The following is a 13,824-nucleotide window of genomic DNA, read 5'->3' on the forward strand; positions in this document are numbered from 1 at the left end:
TCCGGATCACAGAATTAACCATTCCCCCGTCGGGTAATTTCCTTGATAGCCAAAAGGAAGCCGTCCCTGCAAGTACCAGGCAAAACGTTCTTTTGTGAAGTCACAGAGCGTGACTTCGGCTAACAATAAGGTGGCTAAGGTATCGGCATCATCTGCGACTAGTGCGCAAATCTCGGCAACGGTCATTATTTTCCACGTTTCCAGATAGGCGGTTTTCGCTATTTGAGCGACGATTTCACTAGATACTTGGGGCTTTAATCTGTTGGCTTGTTGATGGTCGCTAACACATAAGCTTTCATAGGGTTCAGTGTAGGGCGGTTCGAAAAAACGGCCGGGCTCCCTTTCAAGGCAAGTGGCTATGTCTAGGCTGCCTAAGGTGTTGGCCATGGGCTCGTGATGGCCTACCTTGGTCGCCCAAGAGCAGAATTGGAGTTGTGCGATTAACGGCTTCATTGAGTCTCTGTCTTTTGCCTACAGTGAAAGCCATTTTGTTGAGAGTAATGGGGTTAGGCAATACATCCTAAGCATAAAAAAAACCGCCATTAGGCGGTTTTTTCTTGTAAAAGCATGAGCTTAATGTAGATTACAGACCTGCATCGGCGCGCAGTGCGTCAGCTTTATCCGTCGCTTCCCATGGGAATTCGCTGCGGCCAAAGTGACCATAAGCGGCTGTCGCTTGGTAAATTGGACGAGCTAAGTTCAACATCTCAGTCAGGCCGTATGGACGCAGGTCGAAGTGTTGACGGACTAACTTGATTAAGACTTCTTCAGATACTTTACCCGTACCGAAAGTCTCAACACTGATAGAAGTCGGTTCAGCTACACCGATAGCGTAAGACACTTGGATCTCACAACGGTCTGCCAGACCCGCTGCTACGATGTTTTTCGCAACGTAACGGGCAGCGTAAGCAGCACTACGGTCAACTTTTGATGGGTCTTTACCAGAGAATGCACCACCACCGTGACGCGCCATACCACCGTAGGTATCCACGATGATCTTACGACCGGTTAAACCACAGTCACCCATAGGACCACCGATCACGAAACGGCCAGTTGGGTTGATGAAGTATTTAGTGTCCTTGCTCAGCCATTGTGCTGGCAGAACTGGTTTGATGATGGTTTCCATCACGCCTTCAATCAAATCCGCTTGGGCGATATCAGGGCTGTGTTGGGTAGACAGTACGATCGCATCGATACCAACAATCTTGTTGTCTTCGTAAGCGAAGGTGACTTGGCTTTTCGCATCTGGGCGTAACCATGGCAGAGTGCCGTTTTTACGCACTTCAGATTGACGCTTCACTAATGCGTGTGCAAAAGTAATAGGCGCTGGCATCAGAATGTCAGTTTCGTTGCTGGCATAACCAAACATTAACCCTTGGTCGCCGGCACCTTGCTCTTTTGGATCCGCGCGGTCAACACCTTGGTTGATGTCTGGAGACTGTTTACCAATCGCGTTTAATACGGCGCAAGAATCGGCATCGAAGCCCATATCAGAATGGATATAACCAATTTCACGAACCGTTTTACGGGTCAGCTCTTCAATATCAACCCAGGCAGAGGTGGTCACTTCGCCACCTACTAATACCATGCCAGTTTTGACATACGTTTCGCACGCGACACGTGCTTTGGGATCTTGGGCCAGAATCGCGTCTAGCACAGCATCAGAAATCTGATCTGCAATTTTATCGGGATGACCTTCTGAGACCGACTCAGAAGTAAACAAGTGCTTTGCCATAGTAGGAAAATCTCGTTGTTAGCAATCAAACGTGTAGAAGCATCTACATCTAGACGGCTATTTTAGTGGAATTTCATCGCCATGACACCCCCAAAGCTAAATATTTCTGTACTTAGTGAGGTAAATCTCAGCTTTAAAATTTGAACTAAAAAGCATGTTAGTCATTTAACTGATTGAAAATAATTAATTAAAAGTGTTTAAAATCCATCTAATTCCGTTAAGGATACGCGGCGGCATTTCCTCTTTTCCACCGAGACGTGCTTTGGGGGAAATTGTACAGAGTATTGTCATAGCGACTTAAACTACGAATCATTGGCTTGAATAGTTCATCCTTAAGCCATTTTTTATCGCAAAAAGTTCTATTGGCGATGGTAAGGCGAGATTGTGATGAATTTTCGTTTGCGTCGCTTCGCTATGTAGGGGAAAATATGCGTCCAAATTGCCCGCTAGACCCCACAAATTAAGCAGGAGAGAGCATGTCTTCCCGTAAAGTACTCGCCAACGCAATCCGTGCGTTAAGTATGGATGCAGTTCAAAAAGCAAACTCAGGCCACCCAGGCGCCCCAATGGGCATGGCAGATATTGCTGAAGTGCTGTGGAATGATTTCCTTAAGCACAACCCGAACAATCCGAAATGGGTAGATAGAGACCGCTTTATCCTCTCTAACGGTCACGGCTCTATGCTGATCTACTCTTTATTACACCTCACTGGCTACGATCTGCCAATGGATGAACTGAAGCAATTCCGTCAGTTACATTCTAAAACCCCAGGTCACCCAGAATATGGTTACACCCCAGGTGTTGAAACCACCACGGGTCCATTAGGTGCGGGGATCAGCAACGCTGTGGGTATGGCTATTGCAGAAAAAACCTTAGCGGCACAGTTTAACCGTGAAGGTCATGAGATTGTTGACCACTACACTTACTGCTTCCTCGGCGATGGCTGCTTGATGGAAGGTATTTCCCACGAAGCGTGTTCTCTGGCAGGTACCTTAGGCCTAGGCAAACTGATCGCATTTTGGGATGACAACGGCATCTCTATCGACGGCCATGTTGAAGGCTGGTTTACCGATGACACGCCAAAACGTTTCGAATCATACGGCTGGCACGTAATTGCTAACGTCGATGGTCACGACAGCGATGCCATTCGCGCAGCTATCGAAGCGGCAAAAGCTGTGACCAACAAACCAACCATGATCTGCTGCAAAACCATTATCGGTTTTGGTTCGCCAAACAAATCTGGCAGCCACGATTGCCACGGCGCACCATTAGGTGATGCAGAAATCGCTGCAGCCCGTGAATTCTTAGGTTGGCCACATGCGCCATTCGAAATTCCTGCCGACGTATACGCTGGTTGGGATGCGAAAGAAGTGGGTGCTGAGCGTGAAGCTGCATGGAACGACAAGTTTGCCGCTTACGCTGCTGCTTACCCAGAATTAGCTGCTGAATATGAGCGCCGCGTTCTGAAAGGTGAATTACCAGCTGATTTCGAAGCCAAAGCACAAGCCTTTATCCAAGAATGCCAAGCCAAAGGCGAAGGCATTGCGAGCCGTAAAGCGTCACAAAACGCGATTGCAGCCTTTGGCGCTATGCTGCCAGAACTGTTGGGCGGCAGTGCTGACTTAGCAGGTTCTAACCTGACCCTGTGGGCAGGTTCTAAAGGTATTCAAGAAGATCCAGCGGGTAACTACGTGTACTACGGTGTGCGTGAGTTCGGTATGAGCGGCATCATGAACGGTGTGTCTCTGCACGGTGGTTTCATCAACTACGGTGCGACTTTTATGATGTTCATGGAATACGCACGCAACGCTGTACGTATGTCTGCACTGATGGGAATTCAAAACATCTTCGTTTATACCCATGACTCTATCGGTCAAGGTGAAGACGGTCCAACGCACCAACCCGTTGAGCAATTAGCTAACCTGCGTATGACGCCAAACATGGCGGTATGGCGCCCATGTGACGCGGCTGAAACTGCAGTAGCGTGGAAAGCGGCTATCGAACGTCGCCATGCTCCAACATCGCTGGTATTTAGCCGTCAGAACCTGAAGGCTCAAGCACGTACTGCTGAGCAATTAGCCAATGTGGCAAAAGGCGCTTACGTACTGCAAGACTGCGCGGGTACGCCTGAGTACATCCTGATTGCAACCGGTAGTGAAGTGCAATTAGCGGTAGAAGCTGCGGCTGCGCTGACTGAACAAGGCAAACAAGTTCGCGTGGTTTCTATGCCATCAAACACTGAGTTTGATAAGCAAGATGCTGCTTACAAAGAATCTGTACTGCCAAAAGCGGTGACTAAACGTATCGCTATCGAAGCGGCCCATACTGACTTCTGGTACAAGTATGTTGGTTTTGAAGGCACTGTTGTGGGCATGACTACCTTTGGTGAGTCTGCGCCAGGCAACGTGCTGCTGAAGCACTTCGGTTTCACCGTTGAAAATGTGCTGAACGCTGCAAAATCACTAGGCTAATTGTTTAGGTGATGGGATTACTGACAAAAGGTTAAACTTTTGAAAGGTTAATCTGTATAATGCGGCCTGCAATCGTTTGCAGGCCGTTTTTGTATATGCAGTATTGTTAAGAGGAAATAAAGACCTCAATGATCCGAGTCGCAATCAATGGTTATGGTCGTATTGGCCGCTCAATCCTTCGCGCTTTATATGAGTCCGGAAAACGCCAGCAAATCCAAATTGTCGCAATCAATGAGTTGGCTAAGCCTGAAGCCATTGTCCATTTGACCCAGTACGATACTACCCACGGTCGATTTCAGCCCAGAGTCAAATTAGTCGATGATCAGATGCTGATTGGCGATGACGCCATCAAAATTCTCCATGAACCTGATCCAGCCAAGCTACCTTGGCGCGAGATGGACATCGATATTGTCTATGAAGCGACAGGTGCCATTTTAGATCGCCAAAGCTGCGAAGCCCATATCCACGCGGGTGCCAAACAAGTCTTAATCAGTCATCCTTCATCGGCCGATGTTGACGGCACTATCGTTTACGGTGTGAACCAAGACTTACTGCGCGCCGAGCATACCGTGGTCTCCAATGCTTCTTGTACCACCAACTGTATCGTGCCTGTGATTGATGTACTCGATAAACACTTTGGTGTGAAAAGCGGCGCGATTACCACCATTCATTCGGCGATGAACGATCAGCAAGTGATTGATGCCTATCATGATGACTTACGCCGCACCCGAGCGGCTGGGCAATCGATTATTCCCGTCGATACCAAACTTGCCCGCGGTATTGAGCGGATTTTGCCGCACATGAAGGACAAATTTGAGGCGATTTCGGTGCGCGTTCCCACGATCAACGTAACCGCTATCGATCTTTCGGTAACATTAGATAAAACAGTGGATATTGCGACCGTCAATCAAGTGTTAGAATTGGCCGCCAATGGACGATTTAACGGCATCTTAGGCTATACTGACGAGCCGCTGGTATCCTGTGATTTTAACCATGATCCGCGCTCCAGTATTGTTGATGGCACCCAGACTCGGGTGAGCGCAGGGCAGTTGGTTAAATTGTTGCTGTGGTGCGATAACGAGTGGGGCTTTGCCAATCGCATGTTAGATACCAGTTTGGCGATGATTGCAGCTAAACAAAGCCGAAGATAAGAATTGATACCAATGGGTTAAAGCGTAGTGGCCAATTCGACGGGATGTCGAGTGCCGAATCGCCATCTACACTAACCGATTGATGAAAAACCAGTTTGTTTTTTGATTATAAAAGGAAGCGTTACCATGGCAATTATCAATATGTCAGATTTAGATCTCCAAGGTAAGCGAGTGCTTATTCGTGAAGATCTCAATGTGCCTGTCAGCAACGGCGTCGTCACCAGTGATGCACGTCTGCGTGCCTCACTCCCCACTATCGAGTTAGCCCTTGCCAAAGGCGCGGCGGTAATGGTGATGTCTCACTTAGGTCGTCCAACTGAAGGTGAGTACAACAGTGAATTCTCCATGCAACCTGTAGTCGATTACTTGGCCAAAGCCCTGTCTTGCACCGTCCGTTTAGCGACCGACTATTTAGACGGCGTTGAAGTTGCGGTAGGCGAAGTGGTTGTGTTTGAAAACGTTCGCTTTAACAAAGGCGAGAAGAAAAACGACGAAGCCTTGTCAAAGAAAATGGCAGCGTTATGTGATGTGTATGTGATGGATGCTTTTGGCACAGCTCACCGCGCAGAAGCCTCAACCAATGGCGTTGGTTTATACGCGCCCATCGCTTGTGCTGGTCCATTATTAGCACAAGAATTAGAAGCGTTAGGCAAAGCCTTAGACAACCCCGCGCGCCCATTAGTGGCCATCGTTGGTGGCTCTAAAGTGTCAACTAAGCTGACCGTATTAGAAAGTTTATCCGGCATTGTGGATCAATTAGTGGTTGGCGGTGGTATCGCCAACACCTTTATCGCTGCGGCGGGCCACAACGTGGGTAAATCCTTATACGAAGCGGATTTAATTGATGAAGCTAAGCGCTTAGTGGCGAACGCCCAAAGTCGCGGTGGTGATATTCCCGTACCTACCGATGTGGTTGTGGCGGGTGAGTTTAGCCCAACGGCTGCTGCGACCTTAAAAGCAGTGAGTGATGTTGGCGATAGCGACATGATTTTCGACATTGGCCCCGACAGCGCCGAAGCGTTAGCGAAAATCATTGAGTCTGCTGGTACTATCGTATGGAACGGCCCAGTGGGTGTGTTCGAATTCGACCAATTCGGTGAAGGCACTAAGCGTATCGCGCAAGCAATCGCTGATTCTAAAGCCTTCTCTATCGCTGGCGGTGGTGACACCTTAGCGGCGGTCGATAAATACGGTATCGCCGATAAAGTCTCTTACATCTCTACTGGTGGTGGTGCTTTCCTCGAGTTCCTCGAAGGCAAAGAGTTACCCGCTGTAGCTATGTTGAAAAAACGCGGTGCCTAACATTGAGTTAGGTATTGCGCTGTCGCGGCACTGCGCCGCGACAGCACAAAAAATGATAAAAAATTATAAAAAAACCGCTCCTTCTCTAAAGGGATTGACACATCACTAGAGCGATTGAGCATAAAAATCCATCCAAACGATAGCGACCTCGGTGACCCAGCGTTAATGTGAAGTCACCCTATTATTGGAGTTAAAAAAATGGCGTTAATTTCCCTACGACAACTACTCGATCACGCGGCAGAACATGGATACGGCGTGCCAGCGTTCAACGTAAACAACCTTGAGCAAATGCGCGCCATCATGCAGGCCGCAGAAGCCACCGACAGCCCTGTTATCGTGCAAGCCTCTGCGGGTGCGCGTAAATATGCGCGTCCACAATTCTTAAAATATCTGATGACGGCTGCTCTTGAGCAGTATCCCGATATCCCAGTCTGTATTCACCAAGACCATGGTACTGACCCTGATATCTGTCAGCGTTCTATCCAATTAGGTATGTCATCAGTAATGATGGACGGCTCATTAATGGCGGATGGTAAAACCCCTGCTTCTTACGAGTACAACGTTGATGTGACTCGCAGAACTGTTGCATTCGCCCACGCGTGTGGTGTGTCTGTCGAGGGCGAAATCGGTTGTTTAGGCAGCTTAGAAACCGGTACTGCCGGTGAAGAAGACGGTGTGGGCGCTGAAGGCGTATTAAGCCACGACCAACTGCTGACCAGCCCAGAAGAAGCGGCACGCTTCGTTGCTGATACCCATGTTGACGCGCTAGCGATTGCAATTGGTACCAGCCACGGCGCATACAAGTTCAGCCGTAAACCAACGGGTGATGTACTGCGTATCGACCGCATCAAAGAAATCCATGCCCGCATTCCTAACACTCACTTAGTAATGCACGGTTCATCTTCCGTACCGCAAGAATGGCTTAAGATCATCAACCAATACGGTGGTCAAATTCCTGAAACTTACGGCGTGCCATTAGAAGAAATCGTTGAAGGTATCAAACACGGCGTGCGTAAAGTGAACATCGATACCGACCTGCGCTTAGCGTCTACTGGTGCGGTACGTAAATACTTGGCCGAACACCCAAGCGAGTTCGACCCACGTAAGTTCCTGAAAGCCTCTATGGAAGCGATGGCAGACATCTGTACCGTTCGCTACGAGGCCTTTGGTTGTGCGGGTCAAGCCTCTAAGATTAAGCCTTTGTCTTTACAAGCAATGTACAAAGCGTATCAATCAGGTGCTTTAGACCCTAAGATCAACCTGTAAGCCTTAAATCACTTTTCAAAGCCCGCTGATTAGCGGGCTTTTTTATGCAAAAAATCGATGAATTTTTATTTTTCAATCGTAAATGTTAGTATTACGCAGATTTTTAGGGGATTAAACGGAACAGGAACGGATAAACATGAAGAAAGTACTGACCGCTGCACTATTGATGACGGCGCCATTTATGGCGAATGCGGGAGCCGATTTTGTTAAAGGCGATAAAACATTCGCGGGCGAAGCCGAGCTAGGTGCAACCTTAACCACAGGCAACACAGATACCTCATCTTACAAAGGTCGCTTAAACTTCAAACACGAATTAGGTGATTGGGAAAACCAATATCTTTTAGAAGGTTTATATAAAGAGGATACTGGCGAGGTTACGGCTAAGCGCTATTTAGCGGGGGCACAAGGCAACTATAAGATGACTGACCGCAGCTATCTATTTGCTAACGCTAACTACGAAGTTGACCCTTTTACCGGTTATGACTACACAGTATCTGGCGCGACGGGTTATGGTCATAGGCTCTATGACACCAGCAAGACTTTCTTAGATGTTGAAATCGGTCCCGGTTATATCTATCAACGCCTCGATTCAGAGCAAGCTCTGTTAGAGGGCACAGATTCCAATGACAGTGTGGTTGCCCACGGTGTGATTAACTTCGAAACTGAAATCACAGAAACCTCAAAATTCCAACAGCGTTTTGTCGCCGACTATGGTGATAAATTAGATGCGCGTTCGGAAACCTCACTCACTGCGAATATTATTGGCGCCTTGGCAATGAAGTTTGCCATTATCGTGCGTTATAACAGCGAGCCGCTGGACAATAAAAAGAGCACCGATACCGAAACCAATATGACCTTGCTCTATTCGTTCTAATCAATGTGATTGATATCAACATAAAAGCACCGAGAGGTGCTTTTTTATTGGCTGTTTTTAGACTAACTTGAAACAAAGTTAGTTAAATCTTTATTAGTTTCGCCTGTAGTTATACAAAAATTAATGTTGTAAGTGCCTTTGGTTATCGGGAAATACATAGAAAGTTGCGTTTTATCAAAATTTACAGAACCCGAGCTATGGTAATTTGCGAACTGATTTCCCTTGCAGAGATGAATTTAGATGAAATTACAGCGGTGGTTTAGAAACAGTGGAATGGCATTATTTAGCCTATTCTGTGTTGCAATATTGAGCGGATTCTCACCAGCAGTTTGGGCAATGACCGAAGGAACAGAACGGCTCGATTTAACCGCTGCAGCAGTGGGGTATCTTGCCATTTGTGTCTTCGTACTTGCCTATATTTTGGTGATGGCCGAAGAGGCGCTGCACCTGCGTAAATCCAAACCCGTATTGGTCGCAGCTGGCATTATTTGGGGCATGATAGGTTTTGTGTATGTGCAAAATGGTATGTCAGAGGTCTCTGAAGCAGCCTTTAAGCATAATTTATTGGAATATGCCGAGTTATTACTCTTCCTATTGGTGGCGATGACCTATATCAATGCCATGGAAGAACGAAATTTATTCGATGCCATTCGCGGTTGGTTAGTGGGACGTGGTTTTAGCTTACGAACCGTTTTCTGGTTGACAGGCTTTATGGCGTTCTTTATCTCGCCAGTGGCCGATAACTTAACCACGGCGTTATTGATGTGTGCCGTGGTGATGAAAGTGGGTGCAGGGCAGCGCAAATTTATTACGCTGGCGTGTATTAACATTGTGGTCGCGGCGAATGCGGGCGGTGCATTTAGTCCATTTGGCGATATCACCACCCTGATGGTGTGGCAAAAGGGCTTAGTGCACTTTGCGGACTTCTTCCATCTGTTTATTCCCGCCTTGGTTAACTTTGCTTTACCCGCGGCCATCATGAGCGTGTTTATCCCAAGCTATGTGCCCGAGCCTGAAAAAGAGCTGGTGTACACTAAACCTGGCGCGAAACGTATCGTGGCGTTATTCCTGCTGACCATTGCGACGGCTGTGTGCGCGCATTCCTTCTTCGGCATGCCACCAGTCCTTGGGATGATGACGGGTCTAGGCTTTCTACAGTTCTTCGGTTACTACCTGCGTAAGACCTTCGACAAATCGGTTGCCCGTGAGCGGGCGAAGGCGGAATTACGCCGCGATGAGCAACGTCTGCAACAGCTTGGCAGCGTGGTGCCCTTCGATGTGTTTAGCCGGATCTCCCGTGCTGAGTGGGATACATTGCTGTTTTTCTACGGGGTAGTGTTATGCGTCGGTGGTCTTGGTTTTATGGGGTATTTAAGTCTCGTTTCTGAGGCCTTGTATTCCCATTGGGATGCGACCTTTGCCAACGTAGCCATCGGTCTGTTGTCTTCGGTTGTCGATAACATTCCGGTGATGTTTGCCGTATTGACCATGAACCCTGAGATGGCCCTTGGCCAATGGTTACTGGTGACCTTAACTGCGGGTGTTGGGGGCAGTTTGTTGTCCATCGGCAGTGCGGCAGGGGTCGCCTTGATGGGACAGGCGAGGGGGATTTACACCTTTGGCGCCCATTTACGTTGGACACCTGTGATCGCACTAGGCTATATCGCTAGCATTTTGGTACATATGTGGCTCAATGCTGCAATGTTCTAAAAACAAATGAAACATAGTGTATCGTTAATTGTTTTTAGCATTAAATGTTTTATTGATGCAATTCACAGATTATTCATCTAACCCTGTTAGGTGGCGATAAGATCACTGCGTTGTTTTCGTTCAAATTGTATACTCGGCCCCACATCAAATAGTGAAAGGGGCCGAGATGCAAATAGGCACTTGTTGGTTTAATGCACAGGAACAAGTGCTGGTCGATGCAGCATCAGGACGTAGCTGGTTATTGAGTACGGACGAATTCCAAGCGCTTTCACTCTTGAGTGCGCAGCGTGGCAAAGTGGTCTCACGCATGGAGTTGTTGCAAGTGATTTCGCCGCACCTCAAGTTGTCTATGCGTGCCGATGAATTGCTCAATAGTACTATTCGCCGCTTACGGTTATTTCTCGGTGACGACGCCGCTCATTTGTTGGTGAGTATCGCCAATCAAGGCTATATCCTCTACGCCACGCCCCGAAAACATTCACGTACCGCGCTGAACTCGCCCCTGTTCAAGCTGAGTATGCCACAGTTTATGGTGCTCACGCTCCTGACCTTAGCTGCGCTGCTGTGGGTGGGATCGCATATCACTCACCCTACAAGTATCGCGCCGAATTATGCGAAGCAGTTGCTGACGCACGACGGGCATTATTCGGAAATTCAATTCTATACCGGTCAGCCGTCGGACCATTCGATGCGGCCCTTAGTCGATCACTTTTTAGAGCAAGTCTCTGCCTGTGCTGTGTTTCCGTGGCAATCCATTGCGGCGACTATTTCGACGGATCAAAGGTTTGTTAGTCTGGTACTGAAAAATAACGATGCGAATGGACTCGAGTTTGAAACCATCAAAATGATGTCGGAAAACTTCAATGTCGATGTGATTGATGAGCTATGGCTAAAAATGGTGGGGATCTGTGCTTAAACTGACAGAAATAAAAAACCACAACCGCCGACTACGCCTCTGGCATGTGATTGCCATAGTGCTGGTGTTAGTGGGCATAGGTTTGGGGGCCTATGCGATGACGTTTAACAGCAAACAGTTAAATTTGAGTTGCCGCGCCAAGTTGTATGAGGCGCCTTTTAAGGCGGAGTCTTTGCCCACGTTTAGTCAAAGTTTGGCGCTGGATGTGAAGATTGCGGCTAATCATGCCAAGTTAAGTTACCGCTACGGGCAGAATGGCCAGGATATTGCCGCCTTAATTTACGAAGGAAAAGTCAGCGCCTTAGCGCCTGGCACTATGACCTATAAGCTCAACTTAGATCAGGCCAATTTAAAAATGGATTTGTTGCAAACCGAGGTGCCCGACTTAATGCGTGCGGAAGTGCAAAAATCCCGTAAGGCCTTGTTTGAGCAGGGCGGAATGAGTTTTGATATGCAGATTGTGGATATGGATACCTTAAACAATTACGTACTGATCAAGTTTTATCCCAGCGGCCATTTATGGGCTTGCCAGAGCAAATAGCGTTATTAAGAAGTAGAAAAGGCATCCAATTGGATGCCTTTTTTTGGGCGCGATGATGGGATTACTGCGGTGTGACTTGGACTAATGTCAGTTCATTATTGGCTTTAGCACCATAAATCTGAATGGCGACCTTGATTTGGGACACAGCGCCGCTTGGGTCCTGTTGTTGCCAATCGAGACCCGCGATTTCAAACTGATATTGGCCATTCTTTACTTCGGTCAGCTGCCCCGTACATTCCCCTTGGCTCTGACAGCGATAGCTTTGGGTGACATGCCAGCGCTTCCATGCCTTAGGATTGGCCGAGGCTTTATCCTTATTAGGGAAACCAAAGTAATAAATGTCATAGCTCTTGGCGGCGGTAATGGCCGCCTGGTTAGCATCGGTTAATGAGAAGACTAAGCTGCCAGTATTGGGGTCAAACTGTTCTACCGCCAGATTAATCTGGCTGGCCTCATCGATACTCACCGTGGTTTCTACTGGCGGCGGTGGCGGCGGAGGAGTTACTTCTTCGGATTTATCATCGTCACTACCACAGCCAACAAGGGCGAGTGTACCTAGGGTTAATGCGAGTAATGGGTATTTCATCACTGCCTCCTTAATTGAAGTGGCCAGTGTGGCACGTGGTGCATTCCATATCGGTTTTAACACTTGCCGCCGAACCTAAGGTGCTAGTGCTGCCGTGGCAGACTTGGCAATCCTGCGCTTCGAGTGAGGGTTTGCTGCCGGGCAGGGCGCCAATATTCTCGCCCTGATAGGCACGGTTTAGCAGTTCCACCAAGTAATAGGCCATAGAGGCTGATAGGCGGTAGCAGCGCTCACCTTTCTTGGCGAATGGCAGGCCTGAAGCCCGTGACCAGTTACTGATGGAAGAGTGGCACAATACGCTCATGGCCTTCGATGAGCTGCCTACGAGGGCGGTTTTTTCCGCTGTCGAGCCGATACCGGCAACGAACTCAGGGGTTGATAGTGGCAAGGTGGTGTTTTCATAATAGCGGAAGGCATTGGCAATCACTGCGCTATTCTGGCCGTTAATATCATCTAAGATATTGACTAACATGCCGATGGCGTTGAGGTTGCCGCAAAGTGTGCCTTGGCCTGTGACCCCGGCAAATCCATAACCCGCCAGAGCGGTGGGGATGGTTTTAAATTTGTCGGCATCGGCACTATTAGATTGCGCTAGCATAGTGATAACCGAATGAAACACTTGGTGCATACAGCCGCCACCCGTCTCGTAGGCGAGTTTTGCGGTCGCCATGGCATCGAGTGGTACATATTTGAGTTTTTCCCCGAGGGCTAATTGATATTGACCGTCGGCATTGGTCGCCGCAAATGCTGACGTCCCCATTAAAGTTGCGCCCGCAGCCGCCGTGCTGATACCGATAATGCGAGTTAATGCTTGGCGTCGATTAATGCTCATCATGAATATCCTCTTTTATTAATTGCTTTTATTTATCAATCAGTAACCATTGGTTGATGGCATCATTCTAGAAACTGCAGCAATAAATAGTGTGATTTGCGGCCGGGGATATTTGGTCTCCCCAAATCGCTGGCGGTGGGAGAAGAACAATCGTTTTAGCCGATGTTTGCTAAGTGGTTTTGTGGATATGTTCGATTTCAATGTGCATCAACGCACATTATTTGTGGCATTTATGTAAATTTATGCGGATTTATCACCAAGCTAAGCCGCTGCAAATGGCATTTATCGCTGTGAGCTAACGCAGATTTTTGTTTTATGGCGATCCGCTTGCGGGCTGGTTCACGAAATTTAACTATTTGCCGCCTTGGGTTAACGGGATCACAGTAATCATTAGCAGGCTTGCATAGACTTAATTCGATGATTTTACAGGTTGGAGTTTG

At 48.0% G+C, this 13,824-nt stretch carries 12 protein-coding genes; 8 read left to right on the forward strand and 4 right to left on the reverse strand.

Going from position 1 to position 13,824, the window contains the following annotated elements:
* Nucleotides 1–6 precede the first annotated feature (6 nt).
* Both AEA42_RS07685 and metK read right to left on the reverse strand, forming a co-directional pair.
* Nucleotides 7–453 carry a hypothetical protein gene (locus AEA42_RS07685; RefSeq protein WP_055647399.1) on the reverse strand — a complete coding sequence of 149 codons (447 nt, stop codon included), beginning with the start codon at nt 451–453 and terminating at the stop codon, nt 7–9.
* A 130-nt stretch (nt 454–583) separates the two neighbouring features.
* Nucleotides 584–1,735, reverse strand: a complete 1,152-nt coding sequence (metK, locus tag AEA42_RS07690; RefSeq protein WP_055647400.1) for a methionine adenosyltransferase — start codon at nt 1,733–1,735, stop codon at nt 584–586.
* A gap of 476 nt (nt 1,736–2,211) precedes the next feature.
* Here metK and tkt point away from each other — a divergent pair, with 476 nt between their 5' ends.
* The 8 genes from tkt (at nt 2,212) to AEA42_RS07730 (ending at nt 11,966) form a co-directional block, all read left to right on the forward strand.
* Nucleotides 2,212–4,206 carry a transketolase gene (tkt, locus tag AEA42_RS07695; RefSeq protein WP_055647401.1) on the forward strand — a complete coding sequence of 665 codons (1,995 nt, stop codon included), beginning with the start codon at nt 2,212–2,214 and terminating at the stop codon, nt 4,204–4,206.
* 128 nt (nt 4,207–4,334) lie between these two features.
* Nucleotides 4,335–5,357 carry an erythrose-4-phosphate dehydrogenase gene (epd, locus tag AEA42_RS07700; protein ID WP_055647402.1) on the forward strand — a complete coding sequence of 341 codons (1,023 nt, stop codon included), beginning with the start codon at nt 4,335–4,337 and terminating at the stop codon, nt 5,355–5,357.
* Between the two features lie 126 nt (nt 5,358–5,483).
* Nucleotides 5,484–6,659 (forward strand): phosphoglycerate kinase, encoded by a 1,176-nt coding sequence (locus AEA42_RS07705; RefSeq protein ID WP_055647403.1) that lies wholly within the window; start codon nt 5,484–5,486, stop codon nt 6,657–6,659.
* Nucleotides 6,660–6,857: 198 nt separating this feature from the next.
* On the forward strand, nt 6,858–7,925 hold the full coding sequence (fba, locus tag AEA42_RS07710) for a class II fructose-bisphosphate aldolase (RefSeq protein WP_011071213.1): 1,068 nt from the start codon (nt 6,858–6,860) through the stop codon (nt 7,923–7,925).
* Nucleotides 7,926–8,061: 136 nt separating this feature from the next.
* Nucleotides 8,062–8,799, forward strand: coding sequence for a DUF481 domain-containing protein (locus tag AEA42_RS07715; RefSeq protein WP_037414718.1), 738 nt, complete (start codon nt 8,062–8,064; stop codon nt 8,797–8,799).
* 240 nt (nt 8,800–9,039) lie between these two features.
* The gene (nhaD, locus tag AEA42_RS07720; protein WP_055647404.1) at nt 9,040–10,509 is read left to right on the forward strand and encodes a sodium:proton antiporter NhaD; all 1,470 of its coding nucleotides are present in this window, start codon (nt 9,040–9,042) and stop codon (nt 10,507–10,509) included.
* A gap of 166 nt (nt 10,510–10,675) precedes the next feature.
* On the forward strand, nt 10,676–11,425 hold the full coding sequence (locus AEA42_RS07725; RefSeq protein ID WP_055647405.1) for a helix-turn-helix domain-containing protein: 750 nt from the start codon (nt 10,676–10,678) through the stop codon (nt 11,423–11,425).
* Complete coding sequence (locus tag AEA42_RS07730; RefSeq protein WP_055647406.1) at nt 11,418–11,966, forward strand: hypothetical protein; 549 nt, start codon at nt 11,418–11,420, stop codon at nt 11,964–11,966. Before AEA42_RS07725 ends, AEA42_RS07730 begins: the two co-directional genes overlap by 8 nt.
* A 61-nt stretch (nt 11,967–12,027) precedes the next feature.
* On the opposite strand, the gene AEA42_RS07735 is transcribed toward AEA42_RS07730, so the two are convergent.
* A complete protein-coding gene (locus AEA42_RS07735; protein WP_055647407.1) occupies nt 12,028–12,552 on the reverse strand; it encodes a hypothetical protein in 525 nt (174 codons plus the stop codon).
* A 10-nt stretch (nt 12,553–12,562) separates the two neighbouring features.
* Nucleotides 12,563–13,384, reverse strand: a complete 822-nt coding sequence (locus AEA42_RS07740) for a hypothetical protein (RefSeq protein WP_041408969.1) — start codon at nt 13,382–13,384, stop codon at nt 12,563–12,565.
* Between the last annotated feature and the right edge of the window lie 440 nt (nt 13,385–13,824).

Origin of the sequence: Shewanella sp. Sh95 (assembly GCF_001308045.1) — a bacterium.
Classification (GTDB): domain Bacteria; phylum Pseudomonadota; class Gammaproteobacteria; order Enterobacterales; family Shewanellaceae; genus Shewanella; species Shewanella xiamenensis.

What these genes read in the sequence shown, in the direction of transcription:
- AEA42_RS07715 (WP_037414718.1), top strand. Translation starts at nt 8,062, where the DNA reads ATGAAGAAAGTACTGACCGCTGCACTATTGATGACGGCGCCATTTATG.
- nhaD (WP_055647404.1), top strand. Translation starts at nt 9,040, where the DNA reads ATGAAATTACAGCGGTGGTTTAGAAACAGTGGAATGGCATTATTTAGC.
- AEA42_RS07735 (WP_055647407.1), bottom strand. Translation starts at nt 12,552, where the DNA reads ATGAAATACCCATTACTCGCATTAACCCTAGGTACACTCGCCCTTGTT.
- AEA42_RS07740 (WP_041408969.1), bottom strand. Translation starts at nt 13,384, where the DNA reads ATGAGCATTAATCGACGCCAAGCATTAACTCGCATTATCGGTATCAGC.
- metK (WP_055647400.1), bottom strand. Translation starts at nt 1,735, where the DNA reads ATGGCAAAGCACTTGTTTACTTCTGAGTCGGTCTCAGAAGGTCATCCC.
- AEA42_RS07725 (WP_055647405.1), top strand. Translation starts at nt 10,676, where the DNA reads ATGCAAATAGGCACTTGTTGGTTTAATGCACAGGAACAAGTGCTGGTC.
- fba (WP_011071213.1), top strand. Translation starts at nt 6,858, where the DNA reads ATGGCGTTAATTTCCCTACGACAACTACTCGATCACGCGGCAGAACAT.
- AEA42_RS07705 (WP_055647403.1), top strand. Translation starts at nt 5,484, where the DNA reads ATGGCAATTATCAATATGTCAGATTTAGATCTCCAAGGTAAGCGAGTG.
- epd (WP_055647402.1), top strand. Translation starts at nt 4,335, where the DNA reads ATGATCCGAGTCGCAATCAATGGTTATGGTCGTATTGGCCGCTCAATC.
- tkt (WP_055647401.1), top strand. Translation starts at nt 2,212, where the DNA reads ATGTCTTCCCGTAAAGTACTCGCCAACGCAATCCGTGCGTTAAGTATG.
- AEA42_RS07685 (WP_055647399.1), bottom strand. Translation starts at nt 453, where the DNA reads ATGAAGCCGTTAATCGCACAACTCCAATTCTGCTCTTGGGCGACCAAG.